The sequence below is a fragment of the Neptuniibacter sp. QD48_55 genome (assembly GCF_047778115.1).
Lineage (GTDB): Bacteria > Pseudomonadota > Gammaproteobacteria > Pseudomonadales > Balneatricaceae > Neptuniibacter.
This window is the reverse complement of record NZ_CP180555.1, coordinates 750,252-774,041: the sequence shown is the minus strand read 5'-3', so window position 1 is coordinate 774,041 and position 23,790 is coordinate 750,252. Positions and strand designations below refer to the sequence as shown.

Annotated in this window: 19 protein-coding genes and 4 pseudogenes; 10 read left to right on the top strand and 13 right to left on the bottom strand. The window is 44.0% G+C overall.

The window, feature by feature from the left end:
• Nucleotides 1-203: 203 nt before the first annotated feature.
• The 3 genes from pgi (at nt 204) to ACMXYW_RS03395 (ending at nt 3,597) form a co-directional block, all read left to right on the top strand.
• The gene (gene pgi, locus ACMXYW_RS03405; protein ID WP_415905225.1) at nt 204-1,844 is read left to right on the top strand and encodes a glucose-6-phosphate isomerase; all 1,641 of its coding nucleotides are present in this window, start codon (nt 204-206) and stop codon (nt 1,842-1,844) included.
• Entirely contained in the window at nt 1,841-3,112 is a 1,272-nt protein-coding gene (locus tag ACMXYW_RS03400) for a nucleotide sugar dehydrogenase (RefSeq protein WP_415905224.1), read from the top strand. Before pgi ends, ACMXYW_RS03400 begins: the two co-directional genes overlap by 4 nt.
• Nucleotides 3,113-3,252: 140 nt before the next feature.
• On the top strand, nt 3,253-3,597 hold the full coding sequence (locus ACMXYW_RS03395; RefSeq protein ID WP_415905223.1) for a hypothetical protein: 345 nt from the start codon (nt 3,253-3,255) through the stop codon (nt 3,595-3,597).
• Nucleotides 3,598-4,034: 437 nt separating this feature from the next.
• Here the strand turns inward: ACMXYW_RS03395 and ACMXYW_RS03390 are convergent, their stop codons facing one another.
• The 12 genes and pseudogenes from ACMXYW_RS03390 to pdhR all read right to left on the bottom strand — a co-directional run bounded on the left by ACMXYW_RS03390 (nt 4,035) and on the right by pdhR (nt 15,582).
• Nucleotides 4,035-4,430, bottom strand: a complete 396-nt coding sequence (locus tag ACMXYW_RS03390; protein ID WP_415905222.1) for a hypothetical protein — start codon at nt 4,428-4,430, stop codon at nt 4,035-4,037.
• Nucleotides 4,431-5,398: 968 nt separating this feature from the next.
• Entirely contained in the window at nt 5,399-5,785 is a 387-nt protein-coding gene (locus ACMXYW_RS03385) for an MBL fold metallo-hydrolase RNA specificity domain-containing protein (RefSeq protein ID WP_415905221.1), read from the bottom strand.
• The gene (locus ACMXYW_RS03380) at nt 5,757-6,551 is read right to left on the bottom strand and encodes an MBL fold metallo-hydrolase (RefSeq protein WP_415905220.1); all 795 of its coding nucleotides are present in this window, start codon (nt 6,549-6,551) and stop codon (nt 5,757-5,759) included. The genes ACMXYW_RS03385 and ACMXYW_RS03380 overlap by 29 nt, the downstream gene beginning before the upstream one ends.
• An 83-nt stretch (nt 6,552-6,634) precedes the next feature.
• A pseudogene (locus ACMXYW_RS03375) lies at nt 6,635-6,862 on the bottom strand (hypothetical protein); the annotation flags it as partial.
• A 141-nt stretch (nt 6,863-7,003) separates the two neighbouring features.
• On the bottom strand, nt 7,004-7,096 hold the full coding sequence (locus ACMXYW_RS03370) for a hypothetical protein (protein WP_415905219.1): 93 nt from the start codon (nt 7,094-7,096) through the stop codon (nt 7,004-7,006).
• Between the two features lie 5 nt (nt 7,097-7,101).
• Nucleotides 7,102-7,941: pseudogene (locus ACMXYW_RS03365) on the bottom strand (mannose-1-phosphate guanylyltransferase).
• Nucleotides 7,942-8,115: 174 nt separating this feature from the next.
• Nucleotides 8,116-9,121 (bottom strand): annotated as a pseudogene (gene galE / locus ACMXYW_RS03360) (UDP-glucose 4-epimerase GalE).
• Entirely contained in the window at nt 9,106-9,249 is a 144-nt protein-coding gene (locus tag ACMXYW_RS03355; RefSeq protein WP_415905218.1) for a WecB/TagA/CpsF family glycosyltransferase, read from the bottom strand. The pseudogene galE and the gene ACMXYW_RS03355 overlap by 16 nt, the downstream one beginning before the upstream one ends.
• A gap of 17 nt (nt 9,250-9,266) precedes the next feature.
• A pseudogene (locus ACMXYW_RS03350) lies at nt 9,267-9,735 on the bottom strand (UDP-glucose 6-dehydrogenase); the annotation flags it as partial.
• Nucleotides 9,736-9,935: 200 nt separating this feature from the next.
• Nucleotides 9,936-11,879 (bottom strand): dihydrolipoyllysine-residue acetyltransferase, encoded by a 1,944-nt coding sequence (aceF, locus tag ACMXYW_RS03345; RefSeq protein ID WP_415905217.1) that lies wholly within the window; start codon nt 11,877-11,879, stop codon nt 9,936-9,938.
• A gap of 45 nt (nt 11,880-11,924) precedes the next feature.
• On the bottom strand, nt 11,925-14,585 hold the full coding sequence (aceE, locus tag ACMXYW_RS03340; protein WP_415905216.1) for a pyruvate dehydrogenase (acetyl-transferring), homodimeric type: 2,661 nt from the start codon (nt 14,583-14,585) through the stop codon (nt 11,925-11,927).
• A 241-nt stretch (nt 14,586-14,826) separates the two neighbouring features.
• Nucleotides 14,827-15,582, bottom strand: coding sequence for a pyruvate dehydrogenase complex transcriptional repressor PdhR (gene pdhR, locus ACMXYW_RS03335; protein ID WP_415895060.1), 756 nt, complete (start codon nt 15,580-15,582; stop codon nt 14,827-14,829).
• A 359-nt stretch (nt 15,583-15,941) separates the two neighbouring features.
• On the opposite strand from pdhR, the gene ACMXYW_RS03330 reads away from it, so the two are divergent.
• The 7 genes from ACMXYW_RS03330 (at nt 15,942) to ACMXYW_RS03300 (ending at nt 23,366) form a co-directional block, all read left to right on the top strand.
• Entirely contained in the window at nt 15,942-17,012 is a 1,071-nt protein-coding gene (locus ACMXYW_RS03330; RefSeq protein WP_415905215.1) for a TRAP transporter substrate-binding protein, read from the top strand.
• A 163-nt stretch (nt 17,013-17,175) separates the two neighbouring features.
• Nucleotides 17,176-17,703 carry a TRAP transporter small permease subunit gene (locus ACMXYW_RS03325; RefSeq protein ID WP_415883583.1) on the top strand — a complete coding sequence of 176 codons (528 nt, stop codon included), beginning with the start codon at nt 17,176-17,178 and terminating at the stop codon, nt 17,701-17,703.
• Nucleotides 17,703-19,085, top strand: coding sequence for a TRAP transporter large permease (locus tag ACMXYW_RS03320; RefSeq protein WP_415905214.1), 1,383 nt, complete (start codon nt 17,703-17,705; stop codon nt 19,083-19,085). Before ACMXYW_RS03325 ends, ACMXYW_RS03320 begins: the two co-directional genes overlap by 1 nt.
• Nucleotides 19,086-19,179: 94 nt before the next feature.
• Nucleotides 19,180-20,883 (top strand): D-lactate dehydrogenase, encoded by a 1,704-nt coding sequence (dld, locus tag ACMXYW_RS03315; RefSeq protein WP_415905213.1) that lies wholly within the window; start codon nt 19,180-19,182, stop codon nt 20,881-20,883.
• A gap of 128 nt (nt 20,884-21,011) precedes the next feature.
• On the top strand, nt 21,012-21,500 hold the full coding sequence (locus ACMXYW_RS03310; RefSeq protein ID WP_415893522.1) for a universal stress protein: 489 nt from the start codon (nt 21,012-21,014) through the stop codon (nt 21,498-21,500).
• Between the two features lie 43 nt (nt 21,501-21,543).
• Nucleotides 21,544-22,434, top strand: coding sequence for an AEC family transporter (locus ACMXYW_RS03305; RefSeq protein WP_415905212.1), 891 nt, complete (start codon nt 21,544-21,546; stop codon nt 22,432-22,434).
• 35 nt (nt 22,435-22,469) lie between these two features.
• Nucleotides 22,470-23,366, top strand: coding sequence for an ROK family protein (locus ACMXYW_RS03300; RefSeq protein ID WP_415905211.1), 897 nt, complete (start codon nt 22,470-22,472; stop codon nt 23,364-23,366).
• Between the two features lie 47 nt (nt 23,367-23,413).
• Here ACMXYW_RS03300 and ACMXYW_RS03295 read toward each other — a convergent pair whose 3' ends face one another.
• A complete protein-coding gene (locus ACMXYW_RS03295) occupies nt 23,414-23,719 on the bottom strand; it encodes a ComEA family DNA-binding protein (protein ID WP_415905210.1) in 306 nt (101 codons plus the stop codon).
• Nucleotides 23,720-23,790 lie beyond the last annotated feature (71 nt).

Here is a 23,790-nt window from a genome sequence, read left to right as displayed (position 1 = left end):
AATCCCGTGTGGAAGCGACGCCCCGTCGCGATTAAAGCGTGCCGTACTCCAAAGGAATATGCAGCTATGCTATGCCTTTGGGCACACATTCACAAAAAGATACCTCTAGCTGTATCAGAGATATCCAAGGAAGGATTTTACCCTGCATAAAAAGTACAGGTAAAATACTGAATCTAGCGATTAGCTCCAATAAGGAACACCTGATGCCATCAACTGAATCAATAGCATGGAAGGACCTACAATCCCATGCTTATTATATGTCTCAATCACATATAAGCACTCTATTCCAACAGGACTCTGATCGCTTCCAACACCTCACCTTTGAACAGAAACATCTGCTCCTCGATTTATCAAAGCAAAGAATCACAAGCGAGACGATCTCTCTATTGATAAAACTCGCTGAGGAAAAACAGCTTTCCAAATGGATTGCAAAGCTGTTCAAAGGAGATCATGTAAATGATTCTGAAGACAGACCAGCCTTACACACAGCTTTGAGATCTCCCGCCCATTACTCTCTAGATCTATCAGGGACTAACATCATTGATAAAGTCCACGACAACCTAGAAAGAATGGAGCAACTTGTAACTCGAATTCACTCAGGCCAATGGCGCGGTTACACGGGACACTCGATAGATACCGTGGTAAATATTGGCGTGGGAGGGTCAGACCTAGGCCCCTTAATGGCATGTAAAGCCTTGTCAGAAAACACTCCAAACATCGCGCGTAAAATAAAGGTCCATTTTGTATCCTCAATGGACGGCAGCCAGATGGCCGATCTACTCGACGAATTAAATCCAGCCAGAACGCTATTCATTATTTCGTCGAAATCATTCACTACAATAGATACCCTAGCCAACGCTCAAACAGCTAAAGAGTGGCTAAAGAAATCAAGCTACGCTGGCAGTGAAGAAACGCTTGTATCCCGTCATTTCATCGGCGTTTCAGCCAACCCTGATAAAGTCGTGGAATGGGGCATCCCTAAAAGCAATCAACTTGAATTTTGGGATTGGACTGGCGGACGATATTCAATGTGGTCCACTATTGGACTGCCAATCGCATTAAAACTCGGTATGGCCGGATTCAAAGATCTACTTGCTGGTGCACATGAAATGGACGAACATTTCAAAACAACACCACTAGAGGTAAATCTACCCGTTCTTCTTGCTATGACAGGCATCTGGAACATCAACTTTCAGAACATAAATGCTCACGCGATCCTTCCGTATGACGGTAGACTAAGCCATATACCAGCCTATCTTGAGCAACTTGAAATGGAGAGCAATGGTAAATCCGTTGATCGACAAGGCAATGCCGTAAACTATAAGACCTGCCCTATATTATGGGGTGAAGTTGGAACCAATGCTCAGCATGCTTTTTATCAATTGCTTCATCAAGGCACAGAAGCAGTAATGTGTGATTTTATCGTTGCAGCTAGAAGGTATCATGACACTGACAATTCGGAACTCCAACATCAACATCAGCTAAATTTAGCAAACTGTCTAGCCCAATCTAGAATTTTAGCGTTAGGCGATTCCGTTCTCGAAGGAGCTGAAGATGCTCCGGCCTACAAGCGCTACAAAGGCAATCAGCCATGCACAACAATCATGTTAGATGAACTTACTCCATTTTCTTTTGGACAGCTAATTGCTCTCTACGAACATAAAGTTTTTGTGCAGTCTGTTATCTGGAATATTAATCCGTTTGATCAATGGGGCGTAGAACTAGGCAAAAAAGTAGCCACGTCCTTGCTTAGCGCCTTCGATACAAACAACGTAACACCTAAATTCGACAGTTCAACCGACGGCTTAATAAACAGAATTGCAGCCAAAGGAGAAGCTAAATGAAGATTACCATTTGGGGTAACGAACTCCTTGCATGGACTGCAGCCGCTGCACTAGCTGAAAGCGGCAACCATATTCTCTTAGTTACCAATGACCACGAAGTGCCTAACGAGCAAGATCTGGAGTTCAAGGTTAGCAATGAGCCAGGACTTGAACAGTTAATTCTGGATGCTCAATCTAATGGCCGACTCATCATTGGATCACGAGCTGAAGGCATAGAACATGCTTCAAACCATATTTTGGCATTAAACCCTAACCAGTTTAAAACCGCCGAACGACTTATCAGTCACATCAGTCAGCATCATTCATCAAACGCATTGATCATCAACCAATCCAATTTTGGTGTTGGCAGCTCAGACAAATTACAAAGTCAGTTAGACGAAAATAACAATCAGGTTATTTGCTATATACCTGACATGCTATCCGAAGGCTCAGCCCTACAGGATTACAAATGGCCACAAACCATCATCTTAGGCTGTACTAACGACTGGGCTATACTCAATATCAAAGCCCTCATGCGGCCATTTAGCCAAGCCGTCAAACAATGGATGATCATGTCGTCTAAAGAGGCTGAATTCACAAAGTTTGCCAATACAGGAATGCTTGCGCTCCGACTCGGCTATATAAACGAATTAGCAAACCTAGCCGATCAGCTAGAGGTTGATATTGAAGTTATTCGAGAAGCAATGATCACAGACCCACGTATTGGGCCACACTACCTTCACCCAGGCTGTGGTTTCGGTGGCCTGCATTTCCAACAGTATATTGAAGCACTGTCAGAATTAATGACGGAAGCAAGAAACTCAAAACTGCTGGATACAGTACTAATTGAGAACGAAAAGCAAAAAGAGCAGCCATTCCGAAAATTATGGCGCCACTACTCTTGTGACCTTAGAGACAAAACGGTAACCATTTGGGGGCTTTCATTTAAATCAGGTACCGCCAGTATCGATAATGCTCCCAGCTTAAAAGTAATCGATACATTGCTCGCGCAAGGCTGTAAGGTTCAAATGCACGACCCTGAAGCAATGAACAATATCCTTGAGCATTTCGGCGAACAAGAACAACTTCTGTACTTTGAGAACAGCTATGAAGCCCTTAGAGGCAGCGACGGGCTCTTATTACTAACTGATTGGCCTGAATACTGGTCCCCTGACTACAACGAGATATTAAGCTCAATGAATCATCCTCTAATCATTGATGGCAGGAACATTTTTGATAAAAAGATGCTAGAGAACCTTGGCTTCACCTACTATGGCGTCGGACGCTAGATCTCACCTACTACCAATATCTATGAGTAGGAGCAACCTGTCGCGAACAACTTATCCTGACCTAGAGATTAATATCGCCACGCAACTATTTAAAACTGAGAAAACAATTGAACAACACTTTTATCCAAAAATATAAGACTATGATCTGGGTAATTTTCCTTCTAGCCTTAGCTGCACTGGCCTATGGTATATTCCGCCCTTCGCCACCTGAAAGGATCTTTGAAAATTCGGATAAGGCAGGACACTTCATAGCATTCTTTAGTGTTTCATTTATGGGAAGGCTAGCTCTATACAAGATCTCTAGCTGGATCTACTGGAGCAGCTGGTTTTTACTGGCAGGGCTGCTTGAGCACCTTCAAGGCGCTCTTCAACCATCACGTCACTTTTCTATTGAAGACGCGTATGCAAATGCGGTAGGCGTAGTTATTGCGATTATAGTTTGCCTTGTAGCGTCGAAGATTTCTCGGAAAACTAAAGAGCAGTAACCACCACAAAACTTTACTTAACAAGCAAGATGGTTCGATGTGGGAGCGACGCCCCGTCGCGATTGTTTCAGTGTTTCGCCGCGAGCACCCAAGGGCACAAAGGCACACCTCCTACCAAAACGCCACCTAAGAGCGTCGCAATTATACCCATTAGATAACCCTAAGCTCAAAACAGACCTTATTCACTTACACCTAACATGAAACAAGATATCAATTACTGAGCCCAAAAAGCCTACAGCGCCCCCTCTAAGCCCACCTTCTCTAACTGATAAGAAGCATCAGCCTTCATAATAATATGCATGGAAAAATCGCCTATGGTTTGATTAACTGAATGCTCAAGCGTTTGATTAACAGGTATAGGAATTAACTCCCCACTTCGGGATTTAGCTACCAACTCTGCATTAAAATTAACCTTAATACTACTTAATTGAGCCGCTTTATGAAATTTGTACTGCAGACGTAGATCTGCACCCCTGCATTAATTCAGCCCCCATTATTTTTTCACAGGCTAAATCAGCAGCCACCATATCTATTCTAAGTTCTTCAGGGAGTGACTGCTCCATGACTTTACGCTCCTCTTTTAAAAACGAGCTATGCATAAAACCCTCAGTCTTACCTATTAGCTTCTCTTTACCTATAAGATAAATTCGAGTCCAATCCGCTTTTTCTTCTAATTTAATAACCAGATGCCCTTTATTGAGCATCAGCATACTTCTGCCTTGCAACCCAGGTTGTTCAGGTACTCTCACTCTATCGTTAGTTACAACCAAATACTCAACAGCAAAGACAGAAGTCGAAAAAAACAGAAGAAAAGCTGAAAAATATCTATACACGCTTAAAACCTACCCATTGGTTTAAAAATCAAAGTAATTGTATCCACGCATATCAAGGACGCAAAGTACTAAAGAGTTTAAACCATCCGAACAAAGGCAAAAAACAACACCTTAGCAAGGCAAATCAAATTAGGAATTTTTCTTATATATTTACGCTAATTCTGAACTTAATATGTTTAACAGCAGAGGGGTCAAGGAAGATCTAGGCCTTCAAGGATGAAGGCATCTGCTATTTGATCAGGGAAGATAAGGAGCCGACAAGGATGTCGGTACCCTTCCCCCCCTTCGGGGGCAAATACCTGCTAAAGGTCCCCCAATTATTAAATATTCACCCAGACAGCATTCCAGTGAGAATAATTACCAATTTTTGACGCTATACCAGCTCTTAGCGGATTCAATACCCCATACCTAGCAAAATTAACTAATCCCTCATCCTTTATTAGTGCATGATCATAAAAGCCATCTTACCAAATCGCCTCACTGCCATTGTGCCCAAACTTTCTGTTCGTATATCTAGAATAAATAGATTTAACCCGCTGCACCGTTTTACTCAGCGAAGCATCTCCCTGTTGCAGAAGCTAAAGGACATGATCTGGCATCACAACAAAGCAAAACATCTTAGCTTATTCAATTTCACGTTTTAATACTTTCACCATTAATCTAGTATCATCAAATTCGGTGAAAATCACTCTGCGCTTGCAAGTAACAAAAGTAACTAAATAGATTCGACCAGTTTCAGAATACCGGCCTTTTCGTAGTCTTAATGAATTCCCTTTTATCCCCTCCTCCTCTTTCTTTCGCCGCGAGACGCACCTACTACCAATTACTCCCAGTGGGAGCTACTCCCCGTCGCGATTATAACTACCTTACCCCTCAGCCCCCCAAACCTTAGCGTCAGGCACAATCTCTAATAAATCACCCTTTAATACTTCCTTAGCCTTATCATCCCCATGAACAATACGTATTTCTTAAGGCATTTCCCCCATACCAGAGACGAAATTAACCAGATCCTGCTGATCAACATGGGCGGAATAGCCACTGATGGTATAAACCCCAGCTTTAATATCAATTCTCCGATTATCCAAAAAAACATAGCAACCCTGAGGCCCATACTTCTGAATATCCCTGCCCGGCGTACCTTTGGCCTGATAGCCAACAAACAACACATCAGTTTTCGGATCAGTCAGCAAAGCTTTTAGGTAGTTGACTATCCGCCCACCCGCACACATACCACTGGCGGCAATGACAATGGCAAGCCTACCCAAAGCCTTTAAGTACTTAACCAACCGCTGATGCTCTTCATGACTATGAATAGTAATCAACTGCTCAAAAGATAGCGGATGCCGACCAGTCACCACCCACCTCATGGATAATAGACTCAAGTTCATATAGTAATTCCTGAGTGCACCCTATACTGAATGCAGGAATTAAAACCGTACAGGTATTACTTAGACAATTTTCTATCACTCCTCTCAAGCGTGTGCTTCTATCCTGTCTAGCTTCATGCAATTTATCCCCATAAGTACTTTCAAGAACTAACACGTCAAGGGTTTCCAGAGACTTTGGCGGTGGCAACAAAGGAGAGTGAGAAGCCCCAATATCAACTGAAAACACAACTCGCTCAGTAGAAAGCTCAACCTCAATAAAAGCAGAGCCCAAAATATGACCTGCAACCTGAAAACGAAGAGCTTCAGCATTAAAGCCGGGAATCTGAACCCATTCGTTATACTCGACAGGTACAATGAGAGATCTAAGTAGACCCAAGACCTGCTCTATGAGCCGCTTATCCCAAGTAAAACCGACTTTTAGAGCACCCTCTATCACAAGAGGAAGTACTTTCGTAGCAGTAGCAGTAGCAGTAGCAAAAATAAGTTTATCAAAGCCAGCGACTAAAAGGTAAGGTAATCGGTCCACATGATCGATATGACAATGAATAACAACAAGGGCTTTAATCCTATCTATTGGAAATTCAATACGCAGGAAATGTTCAGCTTCAGAATTAAGCTCACCCCCTTGGAATAATCCACAATCAATTAGAATAGGGCTTTCTTCATTATCAAATAACTGATGACAGGAACCGGCTTCACCCTTAATCGCTCCATGATGAGTAATTTTTGCCATATAACATCCTTGTTATTAGTATTTGTAGGAGAGGTTCTTTCTTTTCCCTTTAGGGACCAGCCTTTAAGAAATATCACTCCAAACTATATCTTAATCACGCCCATAAAGATCATCAAAGCGCTCGATATCATCGAGCCAAGATATGAACCTGATTGAACCTCAATAATCACAAGCTCTTCCACAGTTGGTTTTTTGAGAGAATGGATCTCTCCAATAGGTATGTAAGTAGATGCATTCTCCCTGACAAGGAAAGATGAATCACCTTTTAAAACCTCAGCACAGCCTTTAACCACAATCCAATGTTCTGCTCTTTAGCTATGCTTTAGCAGCGAAAATGATACACTTGGCGACACTGTAATTTGCTTTACCTGATAACCCTAACCTACACCGATCAGATCATACTTACCCCAGGGGCGGTATACCTCACGATGATGAAGATACTCAAATCGGCTTTACGCTTCTAGCCGCTGAACGATATTTTTAACATCCTGAACATTATTTTTATCAGCGATAAGCACAGCATCCTGAGTTTCGACCAGAACCAATCCCTCTACCTCGACTGCTGAAATAAGCCTGCCTGAAGAGTGAAGTAAGCTGTTTTTAACGCCATGCAGAATACATCACCCTGCACTGCATTACCTGCCTCATCCTTTTCAGCAACCTCCCAAAGAGAGTTCCAGGTCCCCAAATCAGACCAACTTGAATGATAAGGAATAACAACAGCAGCCTCATTGGAGTTTTTACACAAAGGCTCCATCAGGGCATGATCAATAGATATAGAAGGAATTTGCTCGAAAGCGGAAGGCAAAACTCTGATAAAATCACCATCCACTTTTAAACCCTCAAATGCCTCAACAGCCTTTAAATACACATAAGGTGCATGCTTTATCAACTGAGCCAGGTAAGTAGCAGGGATAAGAATATAGATACCACTATTCCAATAGAAATGACTAGTTCGAACATAAGCTTCAGCCGTAACTTGATCAGGCTTTTCTGAAAACTTCTCAACTCACAACACATCTACGGAACCAAAAACCGGCTTACCGGCCTTGATGTATCCATACCCAGTTTCTGGCCGGGTTGGTGTAACCCCTAGGATCACAATTAAACCATCTCTAGCATAGCCTTCTGCCGTTTTAATTGCCTCATGAAACACATTGATATCTTCAATAAGATGATCAGACGGCATAACCACCATAGTTTCACTTTCTAGACCATCGGCAATAGCAAGCAAAGCAGCAATGGCAATAGCTGGAGCAGTATTTCTGCCTACAGGTTCCAGAAGAATTTTTCCATTGACGTCAGAGCCGCGCTTTTGTTCAGCCACCAAGAAACGATGTTCCTCGTTAGCCACAAAATAACAATGATAAGATTTTGTAGAACGCTCGATAGTGAAACCGAGGAGAGAGCTTTCTAAAAATAGATTCAGAAGCTGTTTAGGATATTGAGAACGTTAAAGCAGCCATAGCCTTGCACCGCTACCACCGCATAGTATGACTAAGATCATCAACAAGCACGTCTAAATCAAAACAGTTTAGCATGGAAACAAGTACTGCTATATTTACTAGTAACCATTAGGGTTTGGGGACTGCCAGCGCCATGTATCAGCCATCATCTCATCCAGTGTTCTCGTTGCTGCCCAGCCCAGCTCTCTCAGCTTTACTAGTATCGGCCCAGAAAGCGGGAAGATCTCCCTTCCGCCTAGGCGCAAAGCAATAAGGAACATCAACAACTGTAACATTCTTGAACGCGTTAACCATCTCCAATACGGAAAGCCCCTTGCCCGTACCAAGGTTGTATATGTGTACGCCAGTTCTATTAAGGCACTGCATAGCTCCGAGGTGCCCATCAGCAAGACCCATCACATGGAGATAGTCTCGTTCACAGGTCTCATCGTTAGTTGGATAATCATTGCCGAAAATAGATAACTCTTCACACTTACCCACAGCAACCTGACGAATAAAAGGCATCAAGTTATTTGGGATACCCTTTGGATCTTCACCTATCAAACTCGAAGGGTGAGAGCCTATTGGATTGAAGTATCTGAGTAAGGCAATAGACCATTCAGGATCAGAAACAGAGAGATCTTCAAGAATCTGCTCTACCATAGCTTTGGAAGTACCATAGGGATTAGAGGTATTACCACGGGGCATAAATTCCATATAAGGGATCAGGGCATCTTCACCATAAACCGTAGCAGATAGACTGAATATCAGTTTCTTTACCCCAGCCTCTTGCATCGCATCACACAAAACCAATGTTCCATGGACATTATTATGGTAATACTCAATCGGCTTATCTACGCTTTCACCAACCGCTTTAAACCCCGCAAAGTGGATAACAGAGTCAATGATATAATCTGAGAATAGTCGATCTAAACATTCTCTATCGCAGATATCGCCCTCGATAAACACAGGCTTATTATCTGTGACTTCCTCTATTCGCTTAAACACCTCTACACTACTGTTGCAAAGATTATCAAGGGCTACAACATCTTGACCTGCCTCTAACAGCTGAATAACAGTATGAGAACCGATATAACCTGCACCGCCTGTCACTGAGATTGCCATTGATTAGCTCCGAATTTCTCTTTTAACAACAGCCATGCGAATTTAGAATTAGTACTCAAATAACGCTTCAACATACGTCTGGGTTCTTGAATAACTCGGTATAGCCATTCCAGCCCAGACTTTTGCATCCATAAAGGATGCTCGTTGCACCTTCTTTTAGAAATTCGGGATTAAAGACTACATGACATTCAAGCGTTTTATTTCTAGAGTGCAGCACAGATAAAACTTTGGTGGAAACTTTGTCTGCAGTCCCCACAGGCACTGTTGATTTATCCACAATGATCTTTGGTGATTCCATATGAGTAGCAATCATTTCTGCAACTGCTAACACATATTTGAGATCCGCTGAGCCATTTTCATCTGGCGGTGTTCCCACAGCAATAAACTGTATTTCAGCATGAGCAACGCCTTCTGCTGCGTCCGTAACACCCTGCTTCATGGTTGGTTTGAACAATAGGCGTGAGACCAGCCTCATAGATAGGGATTACACCTTTATTTAAATCATCGACTTTACTTCTGATCAATATCGACACACATTACTTCATGCCCTACATCGGCAGAACTGCAGCCTGAACCAGACCTACATATCCAATACCAAAAACAGTAACCTTCATGCTCTTCTCACTTTTTCAACGAATGAGAAGACTCTATGACTTGTTTGCTAAAAACTTATTTCGGAGATATGACTGATTAATGACAACAGTACAGACATAAAAAACGGCGACCTCCTGCACAGAGTCGCCGTTTGTTTTTTTCACTCTCGAAAAAGTCGCCTCCGAAGAGGCGCGAGCCAAGAGAGTGGAAAACTTGCTTATTAGAGTACTAGGCGGCGAATGTCGCTTAGCAAGCCGTTTAGGTAGGTTAGGAACTTACCTGCATCACCACCATTGATAGCCCGATGATCGTAAGATAAGCACAGAGGCAGCATCTTACGTGGTTCAAACTCTTTACCATTCCAGCGTGGCTCGATATCAGCTTTAGACACACCCAAGATCGCCACTTCTGGTGCATTAACAATTGGCGTAAAGCCAGTACCACCAATGCCACCTAGGCTAGAGATTGTGAAGCATGCACCCTGCATTTCGTCAGGTTTAAGCTTACGGTCTTTAGCTTTACCAGCTAACTCGATCGCTTCCTTAGAAAGCTCGTAGATACTCTTCTTATCTGCATCCTTAATTACAGGAACCATCAGACCGTTAGGCGTATCCACAGCCATACCGATGTTTACATACTTCTTGTAAACAATGTGCTCGCCATCTGCATGCAGAGAAGCATTGAACTTCGGATGCTCTTTCAGTGCGATAGCAATCGCTTTTAGCATAAACGGCAGCGGTGTTAGCTTAACGCCAGACTTCGCAGCTTCGTCTTTCATCTCTTTACGGAACGCTTCCAGATCAGTGATATCAGCCTTATCAAACTGAGTCACATGCGGAATGTTCAACCAGCAGCGGCTCATGTTGTCGCGTGTAACTTTAGCGATTTTGCTAAGCTTCTCGACTTCCACTTCACCAAACTTGCTGAAATCTACCTCAGGGATTGCCGGAATACCTGAACCACCCGTTACTGCACCGCCTTTTGGCGCTTCAGCTAGCTGTTTCAGAGCACCTTTGACATATGCCTGAACATCTTCTTTTAAGATTCTTCCACGACGACCAGTGCCGGATACAAGAGACAGATCAACACCGAATTCACGGGCAACTGCACGAACGGCAGGGCCAGCATGAACTGTTTTGTTTTTCTTCTCTAGCGCTGCAAGATCAACCTTACCCGCAGCAGGCGCTGGCTTAGCAGGAGCTGGCGCCGCAGGTGCAGATGCCGCAGGAGCTGGCGCAGCAGCAGGAGCCGCTGAAGCAGGTACGGCGCCGCCTGAAACTTCAAGTTCTAGCAGCAGATCACCTTCGTTTACTGTATCGCCTTCATTGATCTTCATGGAAACAACCGTACCTGCTTTAGGTGCTGGTACTTCCATAGATGCTTTATCGGTTTCTAGTACGATCAGGCTATCGCCTTCTTCAACGCTGTCGCCGTCTTTTACCAATACTTCAACAACGTCTACATCGCTCGCACCCGATAGATCAGGGATAAGCACGTTCTCTTTACCACCTGCAACAGGTGCTGGCGCTGGCGCAGCTTCCTGAGCTGGTGCTGGAATCGCAGCAGGTGCAGTTTCAGCTGGAGCAGCCGCACCTCCTACACTCAGTTCCATCAAAAGATCACCTTCGTTAACTTGATCGTCAACGTTGATCTTCATAGAAACTACAACACCATCTTTAGGTGCTGGCACTTCCATAGATGCTTTATCTGTTTCCAGTACGATCAGGCTATCGCCTTCAGATACTGTATCACCGTCTTTTACTAGTACTTCAACAACATCAACATCAGTTGCACCAGACAGATCCGGGATCAGTACATTTTCAACGGCAGAAGCGGCTGCAGGTGCAGCAGCTGGAGCCGGTGCAGCTTCTGGAGCAGCAGCCGGCGCAGGAGCCTCTTCTGCAGCAGGAGCTTCAGATGCAGCAGCACCTGTGTCTAGCTCAAGCAGAAGATCACCTTCGTTTACTTGGTCATCAACATTGACCTTCATGGATACAACCACACCGCTATGAGTCGCTGGCACTTCCATGGATGCTTTATCTGTTTCCAGAACAATCAGGCTATCGCCTTCGCTGATGGTGTCGCCGTCATTTACCAGCACTTCAACAACATCAACATCTGTGGAACCTGATAGGTCTGGCACAGTAATTGTGATAATACTCACTTTGAATTCCTCCAGTTCTAAGCTGTTAAGAAGCTCATCGCAGACTTAAACAGTCCACGGTGCCGGTTTAGCCGGGTTGATGTTGAACTTCTGCATGGCTTTAGCGACAACTTCGCCTTCAACCTTGCCTTCTTCCTGGAGTGCTCTTAGCGCAGCCAGAACAACGTAGTAACGGTTAACTTCAAAGAATTCACGCAACTTAGTACGTGTATCAGAGCGACCGTAGCCATCTGTACCTAGCACTTTGAAGTTACGAGGAATGTATTCGCGTAGCTGATCAGCATAAGAGCGCATGTAGTCAGTCGATGCGATAACCGGACCTTCACCACGGCTTTCTATGCACTGAGTTACGTAAGCTTTCTTCTGCTCAGCTTCTGGATTCAGCATATTCTCACGAGCTACTGACATCGCATCACGACGAAGTTCGTTGATCGATGTAGTGCTCCAGATATCAGACTCAACACCAAACTCTTCGCTTAGAATTTCAGCCGCAGCTTCAACTTCACGAAGGATCGTGCCACAGCCCATTAGCTGAACTTTCTTATCGGAGTCTTTACCCTCTTTCAGCAAGTACATACCCTTGATGATGCCTTCTTCAGCACCTTGAGGCATTGCTGGATGGTGGTAGTTTTCGTTCATTGTCGTGATGTAGTAGAAGCAGTTTTCCTGATCCTGATACATGCGACGTAAACCGTCCTGAACAATCACAGCTAGCTCGTAGCCATAGGTTGGATCGTAGGACTTACAGTTCGGAATCATCTGAGCCATCAGATGGCTGTGACCATCCTGGTGCTGCAGACCTTCACCGTTTAGCGTTGTACGACCAGAGGTAGCACCGATCAGGAAGCCACGCGCCTGCATATCACCTGCAGCCCACGCCAAATCCATCACACGCTGGAAACCGAACATAGAGTAGTAAATGTAGAACGGCACCATTGTGCAGTTGTTGTTTGCGTAGGATGTAGCCGCAGCCATCCATGCAGACATCGCACCCGCTTCATTGATACCTTCTTCTAGAATCTGGCCTGTCTTAGATTCTTTGTAGAACATGATCTGATCAGAATCATGTGGTACGTAGCGCTGACCTTCGGACGTGTAGATACCCAACTGACGGAACATACCTTCCATACCGAAAGTACGTGCTTCATCAGGTACGATTGGTACAACACGCTCACCCATGTTTTTGTTTTTAACCAGCGTGCTCATCACTCGGTTAAGCACCATCTGGGTAGAGGCTGCGCGCTTACCACTGTCTTTCAACTGACCATCAAAATCAGACAACGGCGGTGTTTCTAGCTGTTCGAATTCCGTACGACGCACTGGGTAGAAACCACCCAAACTCTCACGGCGCTCGAACATATATTTCATTTCTGGAGAATCAGGCGCAGGACGGTAGTACGGCACGTCCTTCAACTGATCATCAGATAGTGGGATGTTAAAGCGATCACGGAAATCTTTAAGATCGTCCATCGCTACTTTCTTCATCGAGTGCGTGTCGTTCTTCGCTTCGCCCGATTTACCCGTACCGTAACCTTTTACAGTCTGTGCAAGGATTACAGTTGGCTGACCTTTGTGATTTACCGCTTCGTTGTATGCAGCAAATACTTTGTATGGGTCATGACCACCACGGTTCAGATTCATAATGTCGTCGTCAGACAGATCTGAAACCATCTCTAGTAGTTCTGGGTACTTACCGAAGAAGTGCTCACGAGTGTACGCACCACCATTAGCCTTGTAGTTTTGCAACTCACCGTCACAAACTTCGTCAAAGCGTTTTTGAAGAAGACCTTTAGTGTCTTTTTCGAACAGGGCGTCCCAATGACGACCCCATAGACATTTGATAACGTTCCAACCAGCGCCGCGGAAGATACCTTCAAGCTCTTGAACAATCTTGCCGTTACCACGAACAGGACCATCAAGACGCTGTAGGTTACAGTTAACTACGAAGATCAGGTTTTCAAGCTGCTCACGACCTGCAAGAGAGATAGCACCTAGAGATTCTGGCTCATCACACTCACCGTCACCTAGGAAAGCCCATACCTTACGATCACCACGGTTAATTAATTCACGCGCAGAAAGGTAACGCATAACGTGCGCTTGGTAGATTGCTTGAATTGGACCAAGACCCATAGATACGGTTGGGAACTGCCAAAAATCAGGCATCAACCAAGGGTGTGGGTAAGATGAAAGACCGTTGCCATCAACTTCACGGCGGTAGTTATCCATCTGCTCTTCAGTTAAACGACCCTCTAGGTATGCACGAGAGTAGATACCTGGAGAAATATGGCCTTGGAAGAAGACCATGTCAGATTCCTGACCGCCTTCATTACCACGGAAGAAGTAGTTAAAACCGATATCGTATAGTGTTGCAGAAGAGGAGAAAGATGAAATGTGGCCACCTAGGCCATCTTCGTTATCGTTAGCACGCATAACCATTGCCATTGCGTTCCAACGAATGAAAGAACGAATACGGCGCTCCATAAACAGGTCGCCCGGCATACGTGATTCATCTTTAACAGAAATAGTATTGCGATAAGGTGTAGTCAGTGCCGTACCTGAGCTTACGCCCATATCATTGGCTTTTTCACCTAACTTACGCAGTATGTATTTGGCACGATCGTCGCCATCATTCTTTGCAACTGATTCCAGCGCATCCAACCACTCTTGGGTTTCAATTGGATCAACGTCATCAATAATGTCTTGCACTTTGACCTCTCCACTCTAAAAAGTTAACGCAGCATGTATTTTTTGTAATCTGATCTTTGTTAACCAAACCAACTTGTTACATTAAAAGTAGCAGCTGAATGACTAAACAGACCTTATAATATTAATTTTGTAGTAATACTACATTTATTTTAGTACTTATGTCTATATTTATACCTAAAAAGATGTATAAATCGCTTTATACATACCTTATATGTAGTTTATATACAGAAAACAAATACGGTTATATGTTTGCGCGGCGCAACGCACGTTCTAAACGTGTGTTCTCACGCTCACCTTCCAGCAGTGCATCCTCGACATAAGCCAGATGATGATGAGCTGCCTGACGCGCCTTTTCAGGATCACCATCTAAAATCGCATCCATCAGCACTTTATGCTGATCATGAATTTTTTCGCGGTAATCTGAGTTCGGGTAGATGTTTTTAAGGTTGTCCCAGATATGTTCGCGCAGCAGATTGAACAGTGCTCGCATCATATGCAGAAGAACCATGTTGTGAGTTGAGGCTGCAATTGCCAAGTGGAAGTCCACATCAGCATAAACCTCTTTCTGAATGTCTTTAGTATCGTGATAGCGCTGAAGATCATCGTAACACTTCAAGATCGCCTCTTTATCAGCAGGCGTACTTCGAAGGGCCGCATAATAAGCTGCAACACCTTCTAAAGCGTGACGAAACTCTAGCAGATCATATTGAGCTTCAGGGTGGGTTCGAAATAATTCAAGCAAAGGGTCAGAAAAAGAGCCACCTAAATCCTCAGAGACATAAGTACCACCGCCCTGGCGACTGATTAGCAAACCCTTAGCCGCCAATTTTTGAACTGCCTCTCTAAGCGAAGGCCTAGATACTTCAAACTGCTTTGCAAGTTCGCGCTCAGGTGGTAATTTTTGTCCTGGCTTTAACGTCCCTTCCAAAATCATGGCTTCCATTTGCTCCATGATTACGTCAGAAATCTTTGGCTGTTTAACCCGGTTGTAACTCATCTTCTGCACTCAAATTATATTGGTAAGACCAATATTAATAGTAATTTATTCTACATTAGCAACACAATAGCCCAAGCGGAATAATTTTTTTCACCGTATTTATACTATCCACAAAGCCTATGTAATAGCTGACTATGAAATAGATTTAACCAATGTTATAAATCTAGACTATAGTCATTTAGCAACAAAAAAATATTGACAGACCCTGCTCAAAAAAAATACAGTAGCATATCTCTGATGGTAAATTGGTATTACCAATTGAGATTACTGCAGCGCAGCAGAGGTCTTATCATCCCAATACCCTCTCCTCCTGCATCTCAATACTAAATATAAAAAATGAATCTCTTAGAGGATGTGACATGAAAAAGTTCGCCAAGTCTCTGATCTCTGCAGCTGTAGTTACTGCTGCTATTGCAGGTACGACAGCTCCAGCTCAAGCTGCTGACAAACTACTTCTAAAAACTCCAATTGCTTTCGGTTCTCACCTACCTGCGCTAGGCACTCCAATCGTTTGGGTTGCTGATCAGCTTAAGCTTGTAAGTGACGGCAAAATGAAAATGAAAATTTATGAGCCAGGCAAATTGGTTAGCCCTAAAGAGATTCTGGACGCAGTTTCTACTGGTAAAGTTAACTCTGGTTACTCTACTGCGGGTTACTGGCAGGGTAAAATGCCTGCGGCTGCACTGTTCTCTGCAGTTCCATTCGGCCCAGAAGCTGGTGAGTACATGGCGTGGTTGTACTACGGTAACGGTATGAGCCTTTACCAAGAGATGTACGACAACGCAGGTTACAACGTAAAAGTTCTTCCTTGCGCAATCATCTCTCCTGAAACATCTGGCTGGTTCTCTAAGCCAATCGAAAAACCAGAAGACCTAAAAGGTCTTAACATGCGTTTCTTCGGTCTAGGTGCTGACGTAATGGAAAAACTGGGCGTAGGCACAGTTCAACTTCCAGGCGGCGAAATCTTCGGTGCACTTGAGAAAGGTGCAATCGACGCATCTGAATTCTCTCAGCCAGCAATCGACCAGCGTCTAGGTTTCCACAAGATCGTTAAGTACAACTACTTCCCAGGCTGGCACCAGCAGGCGACTGTATTTGAACTACTGATCAACAAAGACACTTGGGGCAAGATGAGCAAAGGCCAGAAGGCACTTGTTGAAACAACTTGTAAAGCGTCTATGACTAACGCAATCGCTGAAGGTGAAGCGATGCAGTTCCCTGTAATGGAAAAAGCGCAAGAGAATGGCGTTCAAATCCGTTACTGGAACGACACAATGCTAAGCACTTTCAAATCTACTTGGGATGAAGTAGTTGCAGAGAAAACTGCTGCGGATCCTTTCTTCAAGAAAGTATGGGATGACATGAGCACATTCCGTAAAGGTTACGACCTTTGGGAAGCTAACGCATTCCTGCCGCGCGCAACTAAGTAAGACGATAATCTTCGGAAGGTGCCCAGCCCTCCGAAGAACATCAGGGCAGCTTCGGCTGCCCTGTTTGCCTATACAAAGGCGACCTATAACAATAAATAATTAGATTTTTGAGTGAGCACTACTCTGCAAAGAATCTAATAAGAAGTAGCGAAGGTAAGTTTCAGTGACTGAAAATGAAAAGCTGACCCCCGTGCCCCTCGCAGATGCGATTGATAATTTTATTAAACGCATCGGTCTCACTATCGCTTGGACCTATGTTGTTCTTGTATTAGTGATTATGCTGCAGGTCATTTTGCGCAAAGGATTTGCTAGCGGCTTAATTGCCCTAGAAGAACTGCAATGGCACCTATATTCCATTGGCGTAATGTTTGGTCTTTCTTATGCCCAAACCACAAATTCACATATTCGCGTAGACCTGTTCTATTCCCGCCTAAGGGCGAACACTAAGCGCTGGATCGAAGTTATTAGTATCCCAACAATGGTTCTTCCATTCGTTGCAATCATCTTTATGCAAAGTATCGATTTCGTTGCTGAATCCTATCGAGTAAACGAAGGCTCAGAAGCCGCTTCCGGCCTGCCGTATCGCTGGATCATAAAAGGTGTTATTCCGGTAAGTTTTGGCTTACTAGCATTAGCACTTATCTCTCGTTTTATTCGTGATTTGACTCTAATTATTAAAGGTGATGACTGATGGATGCGAATGAAGTTCTCGTAATCGCGATGTTCCTGTCGTTCATCGCGCTTCTATTTACAGGTATACCTGTCGCTTGGGTATTAGGCGGCATCGGTATCATTTTTGCCTTCCTAGGGCAATTTACAGACACATACATGGATACCATGACGGGTCTGGACTACACCACACTTGGGCTTGTAGTTAACCGTCTATGGACCATCATGGAAAACTGGATTCTTGTAGCCCTCCCCATGTTCATATTTATGGGGATCATGCTTGATAAATCTGGCGTCGCAGAACGCTTGATGAAATCAATGCAGGAGCTATTTGGTCGTGTTCACGGCGGTCTTGCTATTACAGTGACAGCGATTGGTATTATCCTAGCAGCATCAACAGGTATCATCGGTGCATCCGTTGTACTACTGGCAGTTATGTCACTACCAGCGATGACTAAGCAAGGCTATAACATGCCACTTGCGCTAGGTACGATTGCTTCTGCAGGCACGCTAGGCATTCTAATCCCACCAAGCATCATGCTGGTTATCATGGCTGACCAATTAGGCCTGTCAGTTGGTGACCTATTTATGGGCGCTGTATTCCCAGGCCTAATGCTTGGCGCGTTTTACATTATCTACATTCTTGCTCGTGGCTTTATCAACCCAAGCCACATGCCGATCCCGGATGATGCTAAACCTGTTGACCTAAAGATCTTCTTTAATGTCCTTAAAGATGTTCTACCGACACTACTGCTTATCATTGTCGTACTTGGTTCTATCTTTGCGGGTATTGCAACACCGACCGAAGCCGCTGGTGTAGGTGCATTTGGTGCAACGCTTCTAGCAATGTACAACAAGAAGTTTAGCTTCAAAGTACTACATGAAGTTGTTGGCGGCACAATGAACACAACTGCCTACATCTTCGCGATCTTCATTGGTGCAACATGTTTCGCTCTTGTTCTTCGTGAACTAGGTGGCGACGAGATGATCGAAGAGTTTCTAACTGGCCTTCCATTTGGCCCTTACGGAATCATCTTCTTCATCCTAGCGGTTATTTTCCTACTAGGCTTCTTCCTAGATTGGATTGAAATCACGCTAATCATCTTGCCGCTATTGGCACCTGTAATTTCGGCCCTCGGCTTAGACATTACAGCACCGGGTATCGATAACCCAGAGTTGGTTTGGTTCGTCATGCTTGTCGCCATGGCCTTGCAGACCTCGTTCTTAACGCCCCCCGTCGGGTTTGCCCTCTTCTATCTTAAAGGGGTATGCCCACCAAACGTTAAGATCACTGATATTTATAAAGGTGTAATTCCTTTCATTCTTCTTCAGTTAGCAGCGCTACTGGTACTAGTATTCTGGCCTCAGATCGTTCTTTGGCTACCAACTATCGCCTACAGTTAAGATAACTGAATAGCACTGGGTATCTAAGATACCCAGTGCACACATATATAATAATTAGGCCTTAAGGCCATTTAGAGCTAGTAGAGTACTTCATATGTCCAGTCACGATCTTCTCGATGAGTTAAGGTCTATCCTTGGCGAGAACAATGTTCTCACTGGGGAAAACCAGACCGAACACTATCGCACAGGTTTCCGCTCCGGCGAGGGTTCTGCCCTTGCAGTAGTATTTCCAACCACACTTTTAGAACAGTGGAAGGTTCTAGATACCTGCATTAAAGCCGATACGATTGTGATTATGCAGGCCGCTAACACAGGCCTAACAGAAGGCTCCACTCCAAGTGGTGACGACTATGATCGTGAGATTATCGTCATCAACACCACACGCATGAACAAAATCTACCTGATTGACGAAGGCAAGCAGATCATCAGCTTCCCTGGGGCAACACTATTTACCCTAGAGAAAATGCTTAAGCCTATTAATCGTGCACCTCATTCAGTTATTGGTTCGTCCTGTATCGGCGCTTCAATTGTTGGCGGAATTGCAAACAACTCCGGTGGTGCCTTAGTTCAACGTGGGCCAGCTTATACTGAGCTATCTCTGTTTGCTCAGCTTAACGATAATGGCGAGTTGGAATTGGTGAATCACCTTGGTATTGACCTAGGCGAGACGCCAGAAGAGATCCTTACAAATCTAGAACAGAAAAACTTTACCGATGCTGATGTTAAAGCTAGCACTCAAAAAGCATCGGCAAACGATTATCCTGAAATTGTTCGCGATGTAGATGCAGATACACCTGCACGCTACAACGCTGATACTAGCCGCTTATATGAATCCAGCGGTTGCGCAGGCAAAGTAGGTGTATTCGCTGTTCGCTTAGATACTTTCCCTGTCGCACAAAAAGAACAGGTTTATTACATTGGCACCAATGATGCCAATGAACTGACAGAAATTCGTCGCCACATTCTGCAACACTTCGATAACCTACCTGAAGTTGCTGAATACATGCATAAAGATATCTACGACATTGCTGAAAAATACGGCAAAGATACCTTTATGATGATTAACTACTTTGGCACCGACCCGCTTCCAAAGCTTTTTGCTATGAAAGGCCGTATCTCTGCAGCTCTGAATAAGATCAGCTTCTTGCCAAAAGATATTCCAGATCGCGTTATGCAGGTTATGAGCCGATGCTGGCCAAATATTCTGCCAAAACGTATGCGCGAGTTCCGCGAGAAGTATGACCACTACCTCGTGCTAAAAATGAGCGATGGTGGCATCTCTGAAGCAGATAAATTTCTGAAAGAGTTCTTCAGCAACAGTCAGTCTGGCGATTACTTCGAATGCGATGCAGATGAAGCTAAAAAAGCTTATCTACACCGCTTCGCCGCTGCCGGTGCTGCTATTCGCTATCAGATCATCCACCAAAATGAAGTCGAAGATATTTTGGCGCTGGATATAGCTCTGCGTCGAAATGATCCGGATTGGGTAGAAAAACTACCGGAAGAAATCAGCAAGCATATCGTTCACTCGCTCTACTACGGCCACTTTATGTGTCACGTTTTCCATCAGGACTACATCCTGAAGAAAGGCGCTGATGGTAAAGCCGTGAAGAAGATGATGCTGGACCTACTTGCACAGAAAGGTGCGAAATACCCTGCTGAACATAACGTTGGTCATCTTTATGAAGCCGAAGAAGGTCTACAGAATTTCTACTTCTCATTAGACCCGACAAATACATTTAACCCTGGTATTGGTAAGACTCCAAAGTCTCGCTGCGGGTGTGGTTCGCCACATTAAATTGAGTTCTAAATTTAAATATTGAGCTAGGTCTATAGATTGTCGAGTAAATCTGAGCACCGACTTACGAAGTGCTAAACTGACCGAATTCAATACTTTAGTCTAAGACTGTTTTTGAGGAAATGATCATGGCACTTCCAGATATCAAAACTATTCTTTACGCAACATCTTTGGGTAAACACACTCGACCTGTATTCCGCCAAGCGGTTAACCAGGCAGTTCTAAATGATGCCAAGATCGTAATGCTACACGTAGTAGAACCGATGGGTGAGATGGGTCATGCTCTGATCCAAAACTATGTTTCTGAAGATCTTATCAAGCAGATGCATGATGAAGGTATCAAAGAGATCCACAAAACAATGCAAGATCGTGTCGAGAAGTTCTGCGAAGACGAACTGCAAAGTTTGGATAAGCCAGTAGTGCTTAACATCGAGCATAAGGTTGCGGAAGGCAACCAAACCGATTCTATTCTTGGTGCTGCACAAGCTGAAAATGCTGATATGATCGTTATGGGCGCGGAAAACCGATTTGGTCACCATAGCCATACAAGCCAGCAAGTGATGCGTAATTCCAAGATTCCTGTACTGATTGTTCAGACAGGCAAAGAGTACGATTAAACGCTCCAAAGTAGGCCAAAACTGACATAGAAGGTAGTTATTGATGGAAGTACAAGGTCTACTGATTGAACGGATATTCCTTACCGTGTTCCCACTTGTGGCGATTGTCACAGTGGGATTTTTTTATGCCCGCCGCTATCAGCCGGACATGAATGCAGCCAATCAGATCAATATTGATGTATTTGTTCCTGCGTTGATTTTTGCTGTTTTATCTGCTGAATCATTCGATCTAATTAAGTACCAATCTCTCGCCATTGGCGCCGCTATTATAGTCATTGGCTCAGGTATTCTGCTCTACCCTGTCTGTAAACTGTTAAAGGTACATCCTAAAACCTTCCTTCCGCCAATGATGTTCAGCAACAGTGGTAATTTAGGTATACCGCTGATTGTCTTAGCCTTTGGAGAAAACGCGCTACAAGCCGCTGTAGTCTTATTTCTAGTGGAAAATTTGCTCCACTTTACTGTCGGTATCTACATACTGGATCATAAGACTCGTTTGCTTAATCTACTTCGCATGCCGATGATTTTAGCAACGATTTTAGGCCTTATCTGGAGCGGCTTCGATCTACCGATCCCTAAAGTAGTCCATACCTTTATAGACATGCTGGGGCAGATAGCCATTCCATTAATGCTCTTTGCACTAGGTGTAAGAATGACTAGCGTAGACTTTTCTAATTGGAGGATAGGTAGCCTCAGCGCGGTCCTCTGCCCTGCCAGCGGTATTATCATTGCTTTAATCTGCCAGCAGTTCCTACAACTGGATGCGACACAGTTTGCCTATTTAGTTGTCTTTGGTGCACTACCACCAGCCGTTTTAAATTACATGATTGCTGAACGTTACAATCAAGAGCCCCATCAAGTCGCTTCCATTGTTTTGCTAGGCAATATGGGCAGTCTCATTTTTATTCCAATCACTCTCGCTTTTGTTATATAAAATTACATAAATTTCTCAAATAGTTTGAAAGAAAAATGGACTACTGTATCGGTATAGATCTTGGTGGCACCAAGATCGAGATTATTGCGTTGACTCCATCTTCAGATGTTCTATTTAGATATCGTGTTCCCACGCCGCAGGGGGATTATCAAGCTACGCTAGATGCAATTTGCTCGCTTATAGAAAGAGCAGAAAGCAACATAAAGCATCCAGCTAATTCCATTGGTATTGGAATTCCCGGTGCAATTTCACAAGAAACAGGCTTAATCAAAAACGCCAATTCCACTTGTTTAATCGGCCATCCATTAGATAAAGATTTAAGCGATCGATTACAAAGGCCTATTAAAATAGCTAACGATGCTGATTGCTTTGCATTGTCTGAAGCTGTCGATGGTAGCGGTGCAGGCTACAACTCTGTCTTTGGCGTTATTTTAGGAACAGGTGTCGGTGGAGGCATTGTTATAAATAAGCAACTGCTTAGTGGTCCAAATTCTATATGCGGTGAGTGGGGGCATAATTCACTGCCTAGGATTAATGAATTAGATGGGGTTGGGCGAGATTGTTATTGCGGCAAACAAGACTGTATAGAGACGTTTTTATCTGGCCCTGGTTTTACCACTCACTATAACGATTCGACTTTCTCACAATTAGATACCGAATCTATATGGGAGCTTGCCAAAACTGAAGACAAGTCGGCAATAGAGCATTGTGACTTATACATCGAACAGCTAGCTAAAGCGCTATCATCGGTTATTAATATCTTGGATCCCGAGGTTATTGTTCTAGGCGGTGGGCTTTCTAACCAGAGCGATATCTATCAGAAACTTCCAGATAGATTAGCCCAATATGTATTCTCTGATTCGATGAATACGCCGATTTTGAAAGCACAATTTGGCGACTCCAGCGGAGTCCGTGGAGCCGCCTGGTTGTAACACCCAAGTCGTCCTGAGCCTTTACAACCTAATACTAGTGCTTAGCGCTACTTTTTACTCGCCACTTCGTTCTTTTGATCCACAGCTTCTTGAATAGAGATATTTGAGCGATTTTTCTCAACTGTGGCAGCACCAATGCCTTTCACTTCAGTTAATTGATCTACCGATGTGAAAGGACCATTTTTAGTACGATACTCAACAATAGCTTCTGCCTTAGCTACCCCAATACCATTAAGGTTTTGTGCTAACTGTTCGGCTGTAGCGGTATTAAGATCGATAGGAGCTGCAAAAGCAGACAAAGAGAATACACAAGTGAACGCCAGCATCAGCGCTCTTAAAGAAGAGAGTTTCATAGTAAATTCCTTTTACTTTATTTTGGGTCTGACCTCATCCATTAAGGCCAGACCTTCTTTATAGCTTGCTA

Coding starts and splice junctions, on each gene's coding strand:
- pdhR (WP_415895060.1), bottom strand. CDS start 15,582: ATGAGTTACAACCGGGTTAAACAGCCAAAGATTTCTGACGTAATCATG.
- dld (WP_415905213.1), top strand. CDS start 19,180: ATGTCCAGTCACGATCTTCTCGATGAGTTAAGGTCTATCCTTGGCGAG.
- ACMXYW_RS03310 (WP_415893522.1), top strand. CDS start 21,012: ATGGCACTTCCAGATATCAAAACTATTCTTTACGCAACATCTTTGGGT.
- ACMXYW_RS03400 (WP_415905224.1), top strand. CDS start 1,841: ATGAAGATTACCATTTGGGGTAACGAACTCCTTGCATGGACTGCAGCC.
- ACMXYW_RS03380 (WP_415905220.1), bottom strand. CDS start 6,551: ATGGCAAAAATTACTCATCATGGAGCGATTAAGGGTGAAGCCGGTTCC.
- ACMXYW_RS03305 (WP_415905212.1), top strand. CDS start 21,544: ATGGAAGTACAAGGTCTACTGATTGAACGGATATTCCTTACCGTGTTC.
- ACMXYW_RS03320 (WP_415905214.1), top strand. CDS start 17,703: ATGGATGCGAATGAAGTTCTCGTAATCGCGATGTTCCTGTCGTTCATC.
- ACMXYW_RS03330 (WP_415905215.1), top strand. CDS start 15,942: ATGAAAAAGTTCGCCAAGTCTCTGATCTCTGCAGCTGTAGTTACTGCT.
- ACMXYW_RS03300 (WP_415905211.1), top strand. CDS start 22,470: ATGGACTACTGTATCGGTATAGATCTTGGTGGCACCAAGATCGAGATT.
- ACMXYW_RS03395 (WP_415905223.1), top strand. CDS start 3,253: ATGATCTGGGTAATTTTCCTTCTAGCCTTAGCTGCACTGGCCTATGGT.
- pgi (WP_415905225.1), top strand. CDS start 204: ATGCCATCAACTGAATCAATAGCATGGAAGGACCTACAATCCCATGCT.
- ACMXYW_RS03355 (WP_415905218.1), bottom strand. CDS start 9,249: ATGCAAAAGTCTGGGCTGGAATGGCTATACCGAGTTATTCAAGAACCC.
- ACMXYW_RS03295 (WP_415905210.1), bottom strand. CDS start 23,719: ATGAAACTCTCTTCTTTAAGAGCGCTGATGCTGGCGTTCACTTGTGTA.